Source organism: Shewanella marisflavi (genome assembly GCF_023283925.1).
Classification (GTDB): Bacteria; Pseudomonadota; Gammaproteobacteria; order Enterobacterales; family Shewanellaceae; genus Shewanella; species Shewanella marisflavi.
The window spans coordinates 357,704-374,483 of record NZ_JAKIKX010000004.1 but is presented as its reverse complement, the minus strand read 5'-3'; the positions used below and the strand labels follow the sequence as shown (position 1 = coordinate 374,483).

At 48.3% G+C, this 16,780-nt stretch carries 17 protein-coding genes; 2 read left to right on the top strand and 15 right to left on the bottom strand.

Going from position 1 to position 16,780, the window contains the following annotated elements:
* Window positions 1–2 precede the first annotated feature (2 nt).
* Window positions 3–2,204: a hypothetical protein gene (locus tag L2712_RS11200; protein WP_248977824.1), complete on the bottom strand. Its 2,202-nt coding sequence runs from the start codon at window positions 2,202–2,204 to the stop codon at window positions 3–5.
* A 147-nt stretch (window positions 2,205–2,351) separates the two neighbouring features.
* Window positions 2,352–3,116 carry a TSUP family transporter gene (locus L2712_RS11195; protein ID WP_248977823.1) on the bottom strand — a complete coding sequence of 255 codons (765 nt, stop codon included), beginning with the start codon at window positions 3,114–3,116 and terminating at the stop codon, window positions 2,352–2,354.
* A gap of 111 nt (window positions 3,117–3,227) precedes the next feature.
* Here L2712_RS11195 and gcvA point away from each other — a divergent pair, with 111 nt between their 5' ends.
* Window positions 3,228–4,127: a transcriptional regulator GcvA gene (gene gcvA / locus L2712_RS11190; RefSeq protein ID WP_248977822.1), complete on the top strand. Its 900-nt coding sequence runs from the start codon at window positions 3,228–3,230 to the stop codon at window positions 4,125–4,127.
* A 33-nt stretch (window positions 4,128–4,160) separates the two neighbouring features.
* Here the strand turns inward: gcvA and L2712_RS11185 are convergent, their stop codons facing one another.
* From L2712_RS11185 to L2712_RS11160, 6 genes are all read right to left on the bottom strand, one after another.
* Window positions 4,161–6,134: an NERD domain-containing protein kinase family protein gene (locus tag L2712_RS11185; protein WP_248977821.1), complete on the bottom strand. Its 1,974-nt coding sequence runs from the start codon at window positions 6,132–6,134 to the stop codon at window positions 4,161–4,163.
* Between the two features lie 92 nt (window positions 6,135–6,226).
* Window positions 6,227–6,613: a ribonuclease E inhibitor RraB gene (locus L2712_RS11180; protein WP_248977820.1), complete on the bottom strand. Its 387-nt coding sequence runs from the start codon at window positions 6,611–6,613 to the stop codon at window positions 6,227–6,229.
* A gap of 19 nt (window positions 6,614–6,632) precedes the next feature.
* On the bottom strand, window positions 6,633–6,863 hold the full coding sequence (locus L2712_RS11175) for an RNA-binding S4 domain-containing protein (RefSeq protein ID WP_033537699.1): 231 nt from the start codon (window positions 6,861–6,863) through the stop codon (window positions 6,633–6,635).
* 49 nt (window positions 6,864–6,912) lie between these two features.
* Entirely contained in the window at window positions 6,913–7,458 is a 546-nt protein-coding gene (locus L2712_RS11170; protein ID WP_248977819.1) for a GNAT family N-acetyltransferase, read from the bottom strand.
* A 13-nt stretch (window positions 7,459–7,471) separates the two neighbouring features.
* On the bottom strand, window positions 7,472–7,750 hold the full coding sequence (locus L2712_RS11165) for a peptidylprolyl isomerase (protein WP_011866267.1): 279 nt from the start codon (window positions 7,748–7,750) through the stop codon (window positions 7,472–7,474).
* A gap of 91 nt (window positions 7,751–7,841) precedes the next feature.
* Window positions 7,842–9,683: a DUF885 domain-containing protein gene (locus L2712_RS11160; protein WP_033537697.1), complete on the bottom strand. Its 1,842-nt coding sequence runs from the start codon at window positions 9,681–9,683 to the stop codon at window positions 7,842–7,844.
* Window positions 9,684–9,762: 79 nt separating this feature from the next.
* Between L2712_RS11160 and L2712_RS11155 the strand changes: the two genes are divergently transcribed.
* A complete protein-coding gene (locus tag L2712_RS11155) occupies window positions 9,763–10,272 on the top strand; it encodes a diguanylate cyclase domain-containing protein (protein WP_033537696.1) in 510 nt (169 codons plus the stop codon).
* A 60-nt stretch (window positions 10,273–10,332) separates the two neighbouring features.
* On the opposite strand, the gene L2712_RS11150 is transcribed toward L2712_RS11155, so the two are convergent.
* The 7 genes from L2712_RS11150 to L2712_RS11120 form a co-directional block, all read right to left on the bottom strand.
* Window positions 10,333–11,580 (bottom strand): tetratricopeptide repeat protein, encoded by a 1,248-nt coding sequence (locus L2712_RS11150; RefSeq protein ID WP_248977818.1) that lies wholly within the window; start codon window positions 11,578–11,580, stop codon window positions 10,333–10,335.
* A gap of 2 nt (window positions 11,581–11,582) precedes the next feature.
* On the bottom strand, window positions 11,583–12,200 hold the full coding sequence (locus tag L2712_RS11145; RefSeq protein ID WP_033537694.1) for an energy transducer TonB: 618 nt from the start codon (window positions 12,198–12,200) through the stop codon (window positions 11,583–11,585).
* Between the two features lies 1 nt (window position 12,201).
* Entirely contained in the window at window positions 12,202–12,606 is a 405-nt protein-coding gene (locus L2712_RS11140; protein WP_033537693.1) for an ExbD/TolR family protein, read from the bottom strand.
* Window positions 12,607–12,620: 14 nt separating this feature from the next.
* Window positions 12,621–13,148: a MotA/TolQ/ExbB proton channel family protein gene (locus tag L2712_RS11135; protein ID WP_081953751.1), complete on the bottom strand. Its 528-nt coding sequence runs from the start codon at window positions 13,146–13,148 to the stop codon at window positions 12,621–12,623.
* Complete coding sequence (locus L2712_RS11130) at window positions 13,148–14,503, bottom strand: MotA/TolQ/ExbB proton channel family protein (RefSeq protein ID WP_088904318.1); 1,356 nt, start codon at window positions 14,501–14,503, stop codon at window positions 13,148–13,150. Before L2712_RS11130 ends, L2712_RS11135 begins: the two co-directional genes overlap by 1 nt.
* Window positions 14,503–15,285 (bottom strand): DUF3450 domain-containing protein, encoded by a 783-nt coding sequence (locus L2712_RS11125; RefSeq protein WP_033537691.1) that lies wholly within the window; start codon window positions 15,283–15,285, stop codon window positions 14,503–14,505. Before L2712_RS11125 ends, L2712_RS11130 begins: the two co-directional genes overlap by 1 nt.
* A 503-nt stretch (window positions 15,286–15,788) precedes the next feature.
* Window positions 15,789–16,766 (bottom strand): class I SAM-dependent methyltransferase, encoded by a 978-nt coding sequence (locus L2712_RS11120; protein ID WP_248977817.1) that lies wholly within the window; start codon window positions 16,764–16,766, stop codon window positions 15,789–15,791.
* Between the last annotated feature and the right edge of the window lie 14 nt (window positions 16,767–16,780).

Below are 16,780 nucleotides of genomic sequence, written 5' to 3'. Positions count from 1 at the left end.
TCCTAGGGCAATGGCTTAAAATGAAATTGGTAAGGAATCGTCAGCGGCTTATGACTCACCTCAAGGTAAGCGGCGCGGCGCGCGGCGCCATCGACACTCAACCAACGCCCATCAATCAGGGCACTTTCCAGTGTATCTCCCTGACTCCCCTTGGGCAGACGCGGGTTAAGACGCCTACCACTGGCATCAGTGATCAGCAAAGATCTCAAGTTCATCGGCTCCTGAGAGTCCCCGCCCGTGTGTGAAACAAGCGCCGAGAGATCCACCAACCAGGGACGCTCGCCAGGTTTTATCAAAATCTCATGCCACTTAGGTTCTCCCTGACAACGAATGGTGCCCGCCACTTGTTGGTCGTAAAAGTAGTGCCGGGTATCATCCTCTGTGGTCAGTAGATAGGCGCTCTGCCCCTGGCCATCGTTGACAAGACGCCATACGACGGGCATCTCCCCCTCATTGAAACCTTGAGTAATTTCAGGCTGACACCAGTTGGCCAGCGCCGTTGGCAAGGGGATAAAGAGATCGTGTCCGCTGAGCGATACCGTTGTCAGTTGGCTTAATCCATCCCTTGGTGTCAACTTGCCAGATGGCTTGGGCTTAGATGCAGTTTGCTCTGAAAGTTGCATCGGGGGATTTTCGAGGTTGGCGTCATACTCAGACTGACGCACAAACTTGACGCTGCGGCTGATCTGGGCGTCGACCAACGACTCAAGATGTAACAGCTCAAGGCTTTTTGGCGTCTGTGCCAGCTGCAAAATATAGACGGTTGGCGGCGGCTCAAGGGTAAATAACTCATCAAGCAGCATCTGCTCGGTCATAGAGAGCCATTCAGGCCCATGATAGACCATGTTTTCCAAGCGCAACTGACCAATAAGACCATTGAAATTTGGAGAGAGATCATAGTTACCGCGACTCGTCACCGACAGGCGATAGCGCCCTGTGGTGTTCATCGCTTCTAAGGTAAGAGTCGAGTCCCCATAGCGGTAGGGAGCGCTCAGTAACTGCTGCCAGGGGAGCGATTTACTCACACGTTTTATCGGTGTCAGGCGCAGATCGGCGCGAATATGCTCAAGCTCGTCGAGTTTGGTTTTGCTCTCGCCCCAGCCTAGCGGTAATAAGTTGAGCTGCGAGCTCACCACGCCGCCAAATGCCCGGGCACCGCTACTGCTATGAACCCAAAGCGGCAAATCGATGACCCGCTCTTGCCAGTCGATCAACTCAATGTTGCTGTATGCTACCGAGGTGGCGTAGTCGCCCGGCACTAAACCGTGAATATAACGTAGCTCAATATCATCACCTCCCCAGCCGGCAGACATGATCCCCTGAGCCTGCGCCATCATAGACGCCGAGCCATCTGGGTCATCAGGGGTCTTGGCTAAAGGAGTGATCTCATACAGGCTGTCATCCGGTTCATCATAATCAATATCGCCTTCGTCCTGCCACAGCATACTGCTGACATAGAGACTGTCCTTGGGGGCCATCACCCAGCGACGTGTCTCTAGCTTTTCGCCAAGGCGTTTTTGCTCAACGAGCAAGAGCTTATCGAGCAGGCCGGTTTGGTGATGATAGGTTAAGCGGCCAAAACGCCGGTATGCCACTCCCGCTTGCTGATAGGCATTGAGCAGGCTAGCCGTCGTCAGCTCTCCCTCTCTCTCCTCCACATGCCAATCGGTAAATTCACCTAACACAGGCGCAATAACCCCGCCCGACTCGGGCGTATTAGCTTGAGCGATGACAGGGCTTAAATGAAACAGTGATAACAGAGGCGCTAGTGCCGCCCTTACCTTATCGCCTTGTCTGTCGTTATAGGCTTGCCAGGCTTGTTGCGCTTTAAATGTCAGCGCTGGCGGCTGTTGGCCTTCACGGCTGAGGAGCATCCCTTGTCGAATTATCGCGCCGAGTTTTGCTGCAGAACCTGCATCATCGAAACTGTTGACCCTGAATCGATAACGATGATCTTGATACTGCAACATTTGAGGAGTGATAGAGAGATCGGCGGCGTTAGCGCCATCGCGATAATCAAGCAAGGCCCTTGCGCGATTGACGACTTGTTGGTTATCACCATAGGCAAAAACTGTACTCATGGTGATCTGGTATTGACCAAGCTTGCGCTCAGCTTCCTTGCAATAAGCGCCCTGAAGTACGCTGAGCAGGCTCAAACAAAGTGTGAGCGCGACATAAACAACCCTGTTTAGACGACCGGCCATCCTGACATCCCTGGCTATGCATATTACTGAAATGTAATATGATTAAATCAAATCCTCGGCCATTCTACACAAAAGTCAGACGAAATACAGAGCCAGGCAAGCTAAAGGGTTCTTGATAGGATCAGTGACAGTCCATCTAACAGCGGATCAGAAATATTGCTCCATCAGCAGCTTGGCACTCATGGCTATCGACATGGTCACCACCAGAGGACGAATGATCTTACTGCCCTTAGTCAGCACCATACGCGAGCCTAAGGTCGCCCCTATAGCCTGCCCTAGCAACATGATGCCACCCAGCAACCAGAGCACCTTGCCGCCCAAGGCAAAGAAGATCAATGAGGCTATATTGGTTGAGAAGTTCAGCACCTTGGCATGAGCCGTAGCCTTTGCCAGCCCGTATCCCGCCAGCGACACAAAGGCCAAGGCAAAGAAACTGCCCGTCCCCGGCCCGAAGAAACCATCATAAAACCCCACCCCAAGCGCGGCCGTAAATCCAAATACTGAGGGCGTCAGTACTTGCTGCTTATCCTCTTCGCTGATTTTCTTGGAAAAAAGAAAGTAACTGCCAATAGCTAGAATCAAGAAAGGCAGCAACAGCTTGAGCACACTGGTATCAATCAACTGCACTGCTATGGTGCCTAACGCTGAGCCCACAAAGGCGCAGGCAATCGCCAGCTTCATCTGCCCGAGATTCACCATCCCCTTACGCACAAAATAAAAACTGGCAAAAAAGCTGCCGCCACAGGCCTGCAGTTTATTGGTCGCCAACGCCGCCGTGGGCGGCAAACCAGCCCACATGAGCGCGGGGATAGTGATCAATCCGCCGCCACCGGCAATGGCATCGATAAAACCCGCAAGGGCCGCCACGGCAAACAGCAGGGCTAAGATTTCGTAACTGAGCTCGAGAGACATAACAATTCTGGGTCAAATGTAAAATGAATTGGCGGCTATTAAACGCCCTTTGCAAGCGTTTGGCAAAGGAGTTATCCTCAACAGTGCGTGAAATAAACTCACAGATAAACAATGACACCATTAACGCTACCTCCCCTCAATGCACTACGGGCTTTCGAAGCGGCGGCCAGACATTTAAGCTTTACCCGTGCCGGTGAGGAACTCTTCGTCACCCATGGCGCTATCAGTAAACAGATAAAAAGCCTAGAAACCTACCTTAATGTCAGCCTGTTTCAGCGCCAGCACAAACACTTGTGTCTCACCCCTGAAGGGGAGCGCTACCTACGGCACATTAGCAGTGCCCTACAGAGTATCAGTCAATCCACTCAGGAATTGATCTCACAGCCTGTCCTGGCGCAGGCGCTTTCAATCAATGTATTACCCAGCCTCACTATTAACTGGTTGATCCCAAGGCTAGAGGAGTTTAAGGCCCGCCACCCTCACCTCTATGTGGATCTCTCCATCGGTGACTTCCAGGTCGACTTTACTCAAGATAAATATGATGTAGCGATCCGCAGCGCCACAGCGCGGCCACGCCATTGTCATGTACTAAAACTCATGGATGAAGATCTTTGTCTGGTGTGCTCCCGGCAGCTGGCCAAACAGATACACACCCTTGAAGATATTAACCAGATGACACTGCTCAAGCACACTACGCGACCAGGACTTTGGGCCTTGTGGGCCGACGAGGTGGGCTTGAACCTGACCACAGACAAGATGCTCGGCATGGAGCACTTCTATATGCTGAGCCAGGCCGCGGTGAGCGGAATGGGACTGGCCTTGATCCCGCGCTTCTTTATCGAAAAGGAGTTGGCCGAAGGCAGCCTGGTGATCCCCTTATCGACATCATTTATCAGCCCCTATGCCTATTATGTGCTGACGCCCAAGGCCAACGAGCGCCCGCTTAAGGCGCAAGCCTTTATCGACTGGCTATTGGAGATCTTTGCTCCCTATCGCCATGGGAGCAGTTAGGCGCAAGGCATCAACTTGCGCCTAAACAAAGGCTTAGTTCTTCAGGAGGTCGGTCACATCGAACGCTTCTAGATAGTTACAACCCGGGGTGATATCCAACTCAAAATTTAACACCTTAAGGCAGGTATCGAAGGTTTTCTCGCCAAACCACTCTCTGTCAAACGCGTGCAGTGCCTTGATAATACCCGCCTGACCACCGTCTCCCTGCAACGTCTCGGGCGTCAGGGTGGCGATAAAACTCGCCACAAGCCCATAGAGATCTTTCTCGGCGTCTCCTTCTGCCGCCCACAACTGAGGATCGGCATATCGACTCGCATAATGACTGGTGGCAATATCCAGCCCGATACCGAAATTCACCAGCACGGCCCGATCATCATTGCAGATGATATTTTTCGGGCAGATCGCCCCATGATAAATATCCATCTGATGCAGATATTGCAGCGCCGACAACAGCTGAGTAAACCAGGTCGATGGCTGGCCCAGTTGAATCTCGGTCAGTTCGTCGAGGGATGCCCCCTGTTCCCAGGCGCGGCTGATAAACAGCTCATCACTCTGAGGTAACTGGCCGAAATTAAGCACCTTCTCCACATGAGGATGATAAAGCTTAGATAAACTGCGGTAGAGGCTGCTGAGCATCGACCAATTGGTCTCCACCTTGACATAGATAGAGATGCCACACGGATAACTGCCCTGCAGATGCCGTGCGCGCCAGAACTGGCTGTTTTCAGTGGCCGCTATAAACTGCTCTAACTGGTAGTGGTGATCTATGATGGCGCCACTGGCGATGGTGATCCGCTGGGGTAAGGTGTCACACACCCCATTGTCGATCAGCGCCGCAATATCGCAGCGTATCATATCCAGATCTGTCATCGCACCGCTCGCCGCCAGCCTGAACCACTGGTAAACCCTCGGCTGACGTGTTTGCTCGGCTAGCGTCAGGAAACACTTAGCAAAAGCATAAATATCTTCACTGGTATTCAGGTTATCCTTGATGTCGATAAACTCCACATCCCCCAGATCCGAGATAAAGATACAGTTGCTGCTCCAACCGCCAACCGTGATACCACGGCGATGGATCTGTTGCAGCCCTGACACGGCACGTCGCAAAATCTCCAAGAGCTGATAAGTAGTCAGCTGCTCATGTTCAAGTACGTCAAGGGGAACACCGCGTGGCATTCTGATGGGCAGGACTAATTGCTCGCCATCTTGAATCAGCGGCGCACACTGAGGCACACCACTACAACCGGCCAAGGTTTGTAAGCGCTTAAACTCATCACGTAGCCGCATCTCATAGCTGAGCGATTCATCGCTATTGTCAAACTGTGTCGGAACCAACACCTTAAGCAGCCATGGCGCGGTCCAGCCCCCTGGATTGTATTCGGCCTGCCATACCTCGAGACCACTTTGAATGAACAGGCACTTAAGCTTAATGAAATCTTGGATCTTATTGTTGCGCTGCTCCACCAAGGCCACCTGACCTATGGTCTCTAACACCATCTGCTTTTGCTCGTCGGTCACCTGATGTTTACGTGGCGCCGTGAGCCCCCATTCCTTGGTTAACGCAGCCACTATCTGACTCGGTGTATAGATGCTCAGGGAACCCTGTTGCTTCTCCAGTTCTATCTCTTCGCCCTTTCGCCCAGTCACAAAGACCATTCCCTGACACCAAGGGGCATAAACACCAACCGGGATCTTATGCTTGACGTTACCCGCCAGCACCCGCGCCACATAGTTGGCCTTGGCAAGGCTGTTGTCTACCTGTCGACCATCGAGAGACCAGGCGTGCAGCCCAGCATCCAGCCTACCAATATAACCTTTGACGTCGACGACATATACGCCCCATTCGCCAATCACCAGGGCATCGACCTCCATTGCCTGACCTGACTTAGTGGGGATCTCTACGTTGGTAAGCAAGATATAATTTTCTGGCAACTCATCTGCCAACATGCCAAATGCCCAGCGCTCGGCGTCATTAACCGGCGTACCGAAACTGATCTGTTTTGCCATGGGCTCTCCCTACTTAGGCATTTTTGTTTTATGAGACAAATTTAAAGCATAAAAAAGCCACTAAAAATAGTGGCTTCTCGAATTTTTGGTCATTAGTGCTGACAGCCATCACCGCATTCATGGTCATGATCGGCAAACTCATCATCACCTTCTTGGTGCTGCATCACGCCCCAACCGTCGGTCGCGCCGCCAAATTCGGCAGCAAACTCATTGAGTTCAAACTCTTGATCAACGATCGCCTGATACTCTGGCACCATGTTAATGCATACGATCAGCTCCCACTTACCCAGCTCATCGTTAAGGTGCAACTCTAACTCGCCCTCAAGATCTGACTTTGCCAACTCTTCAACGGCAGATTCCGCATCACGCTGATCTTCGAAGACCAAGAAAAAGTCTACGTCCAAGGCCTTGGTTAAATCTATGCCAGCATCGGCCATAGCCGCTAACATCTTGCCGTTGTCATCATCTGGATACTGCATAATATGACTCCCTCTTTGATTACTCAGCGACTATGGTGACACTTTCGCCGTTATAGCTGACCACCTGTCCGGCAATCACCTTCTTACGTTTACGGGTTTCAACCTCACCGTCAACAGTGACTAAGCCTTCGCTGATCACCACCTTGGCTTCGCCGCCACCAGAGGTCATAGACTGAACCTTTAACACTTTATAAAGTTCGATAAAGGTTTCTCCTGGCAACAACGCCAGGGTTTGAGATTCTGTGGTCACACTAACTACCTTTGTTTAATTTGAACCGGGCGAGTATACCACCTCGGGGCTAGTGCGGGCTATCACCACGCTCACTGGCCAACAGACCAAAGTAGCAATCATCTACCCAGACATGGTTAAGGCGAAAATTATGTCTTAGGGTGCCTTCATGCACAAAACCACACTTTTCCAGCACCCGCACCGAGGCGAGATTATCGTTAGAACATAAGGCAATGAACTTATGCACTTCATATTGCAGGCAAGCCCAATCGATCACCGCCTTAAGGCTTTCGGTTGCGTAACCCCGTCCTTGACCATTGCGGCTTAACATATAGCCCACTTCGACCTGCCCAAGGCTAACATCAACAGTATAAAAGCCACTAAAGCCGATGAACTCGCCTGTGGCAATCTCTTCGATCACTAAGGTTAACCAGGCACCAGACTCGAATCTCCATGGCATAAGCCGCTCGGCAAACTTATCCCGTATAACGGGTTCACTTTGCGGCGCTCTGACATAGCGATTTTGCCGCTCATCCTGATGAACCGACAAGAAGTCTTGCCAGTCATCAGGTGTGAGCGAGCGGATCCTTAAGTTGTCTGTATATAACTCAAGCATCAACTCGCCTTAATTAACCGCGACTGGTCACTTCGAGCAGATGATAACCAAACTGGGTCTTAACCGGGCCTTGCACTTCATTTAATGGTGCGCTGAAGACCACTTCATCGAACTCACGTACCATCATGCCTGGACCGAATGAGCCCAGATCGCCGCCCTGAGCGCCTGATGGACATGATGAATGTGCCTTAGCCATTTCGCCGAAATCGGCGCCATCTAAGATCTGCTGTTTGATCTGTGCACACTCTTCTTCACTGCTGACTAATAAATGACGTGCTGTTGCTTGTACCATGTGGCACTCCTCTAATTTCCCTAAAAATGAATAAAATAAAACCCAGCAAGTATAAAACATTTGCTGGGTTTAAAAAGGCATTCCTCTCAGATTATGCCTTAGCGCCTTGGGCTTTGATCCAACGGTGGATTTTTTGCTCCATTACCGCCATCGGCAGCGAGCCCGAGGTCAAGATCTGGTCATGGAAACCTTTAAGATCGAACTTGTCCCCCAAAGCTTTTTCCGCTTCGGCGCGCAGTGCCAATATCTTCAGCTGACCCACCTTGTATGACAGAGCCTGTCCGGGGATCGCCATATAGCGCTCCACTTCGGCGATAATGTCGCTCTCGGCCATCGGCGAGTTATCCTTCATATACTGGATTGCCTGCTCGCGGCTCCAGCCTTTAGCATGTAGTCCGGTATCAACCACAAGACGCATAGCGCGCAGCATCTCATCGGACAGCTTGCCGAAATATTGGTACGGGTCTTCAAACAATCCCATCTCAATCCCCAGATACTCGGCGTAAAGGGCCCATCCCTCTTCGAAGGCAGTATATCCACTAAAGCGTTGGAACTGAGGAACGCCGGTCAACTCCTGCTTGATGGCGATCTGGAAATGGTGTCCTGGCGCCGCCTCGTGCAAAGACAGGGTCGTCATGCCCCACTTGGGCTGCGCCTTAAGGTTAAAGGTGTTGATGTAGAATACACCAGGACGAGAGCCATCTACCGCAGGCGCTTGATAAGAAGCACCTGCCGCAGACTGCTCACGGAAACTCTCAACCGGCTTAACCACATAGTCGGCTTTTGGCATGACATTAAAATACTGTGGCAATTCGGCGTTAATCTTATCTTTCAGCACACCATATCCGTCAATCAACCCCTGACGGTCGCTAAAGAAATACTGAGGCTCTGATGATAGCGAATCAAAGAATGCCGTGAGATCGCCTTCAAAACCTACCTGAGCTCTCACCTTGTCCATCTCACTCAAGATGCGCGCCACCTCATCGAGGCCAATCTGATGTATCTCATCCACCGACATACTGGTGGTAGTATGAGAATTGGCGAGATGCTGATACCAAACCTTACCGTTTGGCAATCCCCACCAACCGTCACTGGCTCTGGCAACTGGTAGGTAAGTGTCTTGGAAGTATTGTTTAAGTGACGTAAGTGCTGGGAGCAGCTCTTTACTGATTAAGTCACTATATTGCTGGGTGAGCTGCGCTTTTTCTTGCTCACTAAAACTTGCCGGCAACTTGGTAATTGGTGCATAGAAGAGACTTTCACTTGGCTTTTCGACCAGCTGGGCCTCCAGCTGAGGAATAATGCGCTCAACCAAAACCCTTGGCAGCACAACCTTACTGGCGATCCCCTCATCCATGCGCGACTGTGCCAACTTGGTCCATTGAATGAAGCCGCTCAAACGCGACAACCAGTTTTCGTAATCTTTAACCGTGTTGAAAGGTTGGGCACTCTCCCCACTACCCAACTGCACCATGGTGATCACTGTGCTATAGAATTGGTTCATCGGCATAAAATAAGCCGGGAAAGTTTCAGACACTAGAGCCATGTTTCTATCATAGGCAAACATGTCATAGCTAAGCTGTAGCGCCTCAGGTAAGGCATTTCGATCTATCGCCTTAACTTCCTTCAAATAGCGACTGTTGAAGTCATGACGTGCCTTTAAATACTCTTCAGTCAGACTGCCACCAAACTGATCGTTATAATCATTAACACCGACAAAGGTAGCGTACATAGGTTCGAGCTTGAGTAGATCGTCAAAATAACGATCGACTAATTCAAGGTAAACCTGCTCAGCGCTCTGAGTCTGTGTGGCAGAGACTTTCTCTGCTGCCGGCGAGCCCTTTGTCGTTTGACTTGCACTAGTGTCCTTGTCTGAGCAGCCAGCCATGGCTACTAAAGCTGATATCGTCAATGCGAGAAGCGTTTTATTCATTCGAGTTATATCCTTCATATTCTGTGCAAGTGTACGTTGTTTTCTATACTTACCTTAGGTGTATCTGAGGAGCGAGTTAATGATTTACTCATTTAGTAATTCTGGATTCAGAGATCCTGAAACTGGCGTCTACAATCAAACCTACTTTATGGAGGTGTTCAATCGTGAGTGGCACCGCCATATGCGAGAACGCCAGACGCTGGCACTATTGTATCTTTGCCCACACATTCATGAAACAGTAAAGCAACCTCATTTGCTTGAATTATTCATGAAACAGGTTCAAGAAGCGATATTAAGGACCACGGATCTGGTTGCAAGGCTAAATCAGGATAACTTTGCCTTGGGGTTGTTTAACATAGACAGAGAAGGAACCGAAATCGTTATCGGCCGCATCGAGCAGAAAATCATGGCCTTTAACCAGGATTTTCAACGTAAACACAACTACCGTATCGACTATGAGTTGGCTGCCTGCCTTTGCCAGCCTGAGGACGGTCTCAACATCGAAAATTTGTTTGAAGATGTGCGCTCGTTGACTCATACCCTCGAGGGGCAAAAGGAGCATCATACGGCGATGCGCTGTCTCAACTAACTAGATTAAATGACATAAAAAAAGCCCCTCGCGGGGCTTTTTATGTCATAACAACCAGGATTAAAGTGCAACGTTATAGATACGTGCTTTTTCCTTGATATAAGCAAGATAGCTATTAGCTGTGCGCTTAGTCTTCTCATCCTTAGCAGCCTTTAAGCAAGCGTTATACGCTGCCTTGTACTGCTTAGTGCCGAGATAAGCCAGCGCCAATTCAAACTCAACTTCACCCTCGCTCACGCCACCTGCTGCAAGTGCTTTCTTCAGCACTGGAATAGCAGCCTTATGTTGTTCGCGAAGCGTCAAAAGTCTTGCTTGCTTAAGATAAAGTTTACCGTCGTTATTAACGTCAGCAGCTTTACCATAGTATTCAGCCGCTTCTTTTAGCTCTTTCGCATTGTGATAGAAGCCACCTAGGATAGACAAGGTTTTCTCATCTTCCTTGATCAGGCCACTCTTCATATGCTTTTCATAGATTTTCGCTGCACGATACGGTGAACCGTTTTGTGCCAGCAGTTGAGACAGACGTGTAATATTAGCCGCAGTCTCTAAAAACCCATTCATATAAGCTAAGTGATAAGTTGCTAGTGACTTTTCATAATCTTCAGTCATCAAATAAAACTGCGCTAACTGTACCCAAAGACGGCCATCTTGTTGGAACAAGGGAACCATGGTTTCGAGTACTTTAATCGCATTTTTATAATCTTTCTTGTTGAAGTAAGCGGTCAGCTTCATCTGGTACAAGCCTTTATCGGGCTTAGTACTGATGGCCAGACCTTTATCAACAACGCCAAGAACCTTGTCCCACTCTTTGAGCTCAGAGTAAGCGATACCAATACGGCGATACACTTGTGCATCTTCCTTACAGGTAAACTTCATCCACTCATAGTAGTAAGGGATAGATTCTTTAAACTTCTTTTCCTGAATCAACAGGTCAGCGTACAAACGCAGGGTAGCACCATGGTCTGTACCACCAAGAATGTCAGCGTCTACGGCTTGCTTCAAATACTTGACTGCTGTACCCATCTGATTCTTTTCGGCATAGAAGTTACCCAACATACGGGCAATATAGGCCTTATCAAAATCATCACGAGGACTGGCTTCAAGCAGAACGGCAATCGCTTCGTCAATGTTACCTTCTTGATAAGCTTCGAAAGACTTTTGGACTTTCTTTGCCGAGCTTTGACCTACGGCCTTAGACTGGCGCTTCTCAATCGGGCACTTCTCAGCGGCGTTTGCGACTGGCGCAATTGTTAGACTTCCACCGATAGCAAACAATAGTGCTGCTGCAAGCGTATTAACTTTTTGCATCTCTATTTGCCTCCATCTAGTTTAAAGTCCAATTGAACAGTCATGCCAGGTTGCTTAAGGGCTTTACCGTCAACAATCTTAGGCTTGTATTTCCACTTTTTCAGTGCGCGCTTAGCTTCTCTATCGAAAATACGCTTTGGATCGGCGTCGATCACCTGCACATCTTCTACACCACCAAGTTCGTTGATGGTAAAGCTAAGTTGTACCCAGCCTTCCTTACCGTCACGTGCCGCAGCAATTGGATACTGTGGTTCGATACGTACGATAGGTGTCGCATCACCGTCACGGGTCATCATGTTGCCCAGCTTAAAGCCGGTACTCGCTGAGCCAGCAACTACACCAGACATGTTGAAAGCCATGTTGGTATCAATGTCAGATGAGCTATCTGGCGGTGGCGTATCTGGTAAAGGTGGCTGCTCAGGCGGTGTAGGTGGCTTAGGTTTTACCCTAGGCTTGTCCTGCACTTTCGTATCCTGTTTATCCATACTGATCTCGATAACTGGAGAATCAGTTTTGGTGTCGGCGCGTTTAGCGCCGCCACCGACCAAGAAGGCCATGAAAACAAACAGGGCAAAAGTAACAGCACCACCAACTAATAATGATACTATTCCTCTCAGCATATTAGTCTTTCCCCGCTGAAACCGATATTTTATCGATACCCGCTTTCTTCACATTGTCCATAACCTTTACAACAATGCCGTGTTCAGCTTCTTTATCTGCTTCGATCAGTACAGCCGCTTCTGGTGCTTCAGCCAGCATACGCTCAACGTTTGCTGTCACACGCTCGATGTCAACCTGACGGTTTTCCATCTTAATCACGCCTGTCTTGCTGACACCAATAAAGATGTTTGCAGACTTCTTAGTTGTCGCTTGAGAAGCTTCTGGCTTGTTGTAGTCAAGACCAGATGGCTTAATGAACGACGTCGTTACGATAAAGAAGATCAACATGATAAACACGATGTCGAGCATCGGCGTCATATCAATTTGCGCTTCTTCTTCTATACTTGAATGCTTTTTACGTGCCATGTTCAATACTCTCTCTAGTGGTGTGGCAAGCTATCTTTGAGCTTTTCTAAACTGATTTTCATTTTTGCATCTAAACGTGTGCTAAAGAATACACCCGATAGTGCTGCGACCATTCCTGCCATTGTGGGCATTGTCGCCATTGAAATACCAGCTGCCATCATACGAGCGTTACTCGTACCATGAACTGCCATCACATCGAATACCTGTATCATACCGGTTACGGTACCTAGTAGACCGATCATTGGACAGATGGCTACTAAGGTTTTGATAATCAGCATACGAGCATTCATATCTTGTTTCGCTTGGGATACCCAAGCTTCACGGATACGGTGTGCATGCCAAGAGGTAGAATCCTCTCGATTGTCCCATGCGGTGATAATGTTCTTGTGCTCTTTTGGCGCAATCAAATTGAGATACCAATAGCGCTCAAGCATTAACACCCACATTAGAAATAGCACTGCCGCAACCAACCAGAGGACGTCGCCTCCGGAGGCCATGAAGCCCCTGACGGAATCCCAGATGTCCATCAGGTATAGCATCATTAGGCGTTCCTCTTCTCAGCGTGCTCGGCAACGATACCCGCACTTTGCTCTTCAAGTACTTGAACAACTGACTTACTACGTGCAATCACGATAGCGTGCATTAGCATTAGTGGAAGTGCAGCAACCAGACCTTGTACGGTTGTCATCAGTGCCATAGAGATACCACCAGCCATTAGCTTAGGATCACCAGTACCGAATAGCTGGATGCTTTGGAAGGTTGCAATCATACCGGTTACCGTACCCAGTAGACCCATCATAGGAGCGATAGCAGCCAGAACCTTGATGATTGAGATACGAGTCTCAAGTGCAGGCGTTTCTTTTAGAATCGCTTCGTCAAGTTTCAGTTCAAGCGTTTCAACGTCAACATCTTTGTTGTCGTGGTAAGCTTTCAACACGCGACCAAGAGGGTTGTTACCTGGGTTATCGATGTTCTTACGCTGAGCGTTAACTTTAGCGCCAACAACATACAGAGTCACCAGACGTTCGATAGAGATCAGGGCACCTAGTACCAGTAGACCGATAATGATGTAACCGATTGTACCACCGGCTTCAATACGCTCTTCGATAGTTGCTTTCTGAGTGAATACGTTTAGCAGTACACCACGTGCAGGGTCAACGAACAGTTTGTGAACGCCAGAAGTTTGGCCTTCGAAAGCTTTAACGCTTGCTACTTGCTCGCTACCAGGCTGCTGTGAAAGCTGCTGGATAAGACCTAGGTCGGCGTTGTAAACAACATACTGACCATCGGCTAGTAGGTTATACGCACCAACACGAGTTACCTTAGTGGTGTGAACGTTACCATCGATACCCGTTACCGCTGCATCAAAGGTAACAACCTTACCAGATTCAGCCATTTCAAATAGCTGCTCTTCCCAGAACTTTTCGAGTTCTTCGATTTTTGGCAGTTCTTTACGCGCACCAAGTTCAGCGATGAACGCATCACGACCTGGGTACTGTGCACTAACGTTTGACGCAACAAGCTTACCAGCGAAATCACCGGCTTCACCTTTAACCACACCGAACATTTCACCCAAGTCACCTTGAGCAATCTTACGGTCTTCTTCTAACTGAGCAATTTTACGCTCGTTATCGGCAAATGCTTGTGACAGATCTTTACCGCGCTGTTCTTCAGCGGCAAGTGCAGCCTTTTCACGCTTAAGTAGTGCAGCTTTGTCGCCACGCTCTGCCTGGAACTCAGCTTCACGCTTCTTGTTAACTTGAGCAGCGTTAGCGCGTTCAGTTTGAACTTGCTTAAGTAGCTGGTCGATGCTCTTTGGCGCGTCAGCAGCGCTCACCATACCAGCTGTTAAAGATAGACTTGCAGCAACGATTGCTGTAGAGATTAACTTTTTCATTATTGTGCAGCCTCCGCAGCTGGGATTGGTAACGCGAACATATCTGGAGCACCCTGGCCACGAGCCTGGCGAATTGCTTTAGTAATGTTACGTAGGTAGCTATCTTCTAGCTTGTCCCATGCTTTCGTCTCTGGATTGAACATCCAAGCAGACTTTTGATCTAGGCTTTGTGCGTAGTAGGCAACGCGACCAAAGTTGATGAAATCAACCAAGATCTCTTTACCGTCTAGTTGTAGCTTACCGGTTTCAACGTTCAGCTTAGAACCGTATTCGCGCTCGATGTTATAAGCATCAAGAATCAAACGGTACTTTTCAGCCAAAGTGACGTTAGCGGTATCAAGGGTCTCACGAAGACGCTGAATACGTGCTTCACGAGCTTCCTTATTAAATGGCAGATCCAGTGCAACGAACTGCTCAAGGGCATCAACCATCTTGAACATCAAAGGCACAACACCTTGACGTAGCTTATCAACACCGTTGATATCTTCTTGAATCAGTTTCATTGTGGCTTCTTGGTCTGCAACCAAACCAGCCACGTAATCATTGTATGACTTAGTTGACTCACGAGTGTCTGCAACTTGGCCATATTCAAACGCCATATCTTGCGCTTGATCGTAATACTTATCGACTTTCTTCTGAGATGCTGCTGCATCTGTATGAATTTTAGAATCCGCTTTCTGAACGTCAGAAAGTGGATCGGCAACCACTAAGTTACTGCCTGCTAAGGCCAGCGCGCCAATGAGCGCTGTAGCGATTTTAGTTCTATTGCTTACCTTGGACATAGTTCCCAACCAATTTGAAGTGAAAAATAAAAGGTTTAACTTATTGGTAACACGGGTTTTCTGCTTATATTTGCATGAATTCCGCCACCATAAGTGTGCATTTCTCTTGTGATTGTTAGTTATTATCTTCCCTTTTCTACACCGGGTGAGGTGTAGACCCGCAGGCATCATTTCACAAAATGTTGACCTGTGTCAACATTTGGAAACGGCTAAAACTAGCAGAAAAAGCTCTTACGAGGCGAAATTACTACAAGAGGTGTTTTTTCAAACAAGTCAATATTTACAAATTAAACAAGCCCCCAGGAGTTTAAACAGGCGCAAGTAACTAAGCACCTGAATTTAAAGGGCTATCTACATTAACAATAAACAAAAGATTAATTAACAAAGTGATAACCAACTTGCCATGGGAAAAGCATGCAAATGCAATTATGTTGCTCCGGCGTTGCCATGAGGGATATTCGAAACATAATATATACATATGATCGGTTTAGCCCCCTCCCCTGCTAGACAGTTTTGTTTATAACAATCTTCCATCCTAAAATCTGCCCGTCCTCATTCGCTATTTGACTTAGGCTATAGAGCACAGCGCCATATTCATTGAGACTAGCCAATAGACTGGCCAAGGCGGATTCGTCGAGTGAAGCGGCTATCAATTCTGACAACCTCTCCTTTAACGTTACAATTTGGGTATTGGCGAAATTAAGGTATGTCGTCTTTTGCTCCAGAGACCAAAAAAGCCCCTGCTGAAAAAGTGTCGCAACATAGGCTAACAGTTCACTATCTTTCAATGCGTCTTCATCAAACTGAACAAGGGCCGATATGTGTTGATTTAGCTCATGCCTTAGACGCTCACATTCAGGGTCTTGCTTAACTTTTCTCAAATCCTCCGCATCGATTAAAGTGCCCATTTGTGCAACTAAGGCCTCCATTGTGGCAAATACACGCAGGGTTTCATCGCGACTGATTAAAGTTAAAATTCGTCGGTTACGATTTATCACCAAAGAGCGACTATGATGGGTAACCAGGCTCAAAGCTCCCTCTGGTTTCAAAACACGAATTGATTCCGGTATAGAGAGTGTTAAGTCTGAATATTCCAAGCCAAACTGAGAGATCACTTGGTCAAAATGATTATTAGCATAGGGCAATGAAGCACAATCAACATGAGAAACCAAGGAAACATCGATATTGTTATTGAGATCTAGCTTGGCAAGATCAGTATTAATTTTGGCAAGATCAACACCTATTACCTCTCCAGGTTTCTGCGTATCAGCAAAAAACTGATTGAGTAAAAGCGGCAGTGCCCCATTGCCCGTCGCTAAATCCAGTACCTTAAAATCATCAGGCAAACATTTAAAATCCTGATGCCATATAGTTTCAAGCACGCCAGAATAGTTTCCGCTAAAGCTGGCGCCGAATGAAGTTAAGTGCCCCTGTTGCCAGTATTCGTCCCAATGTTGGCTCATAATGCTTGCCCTTTTCATATTGTTATCTTTAT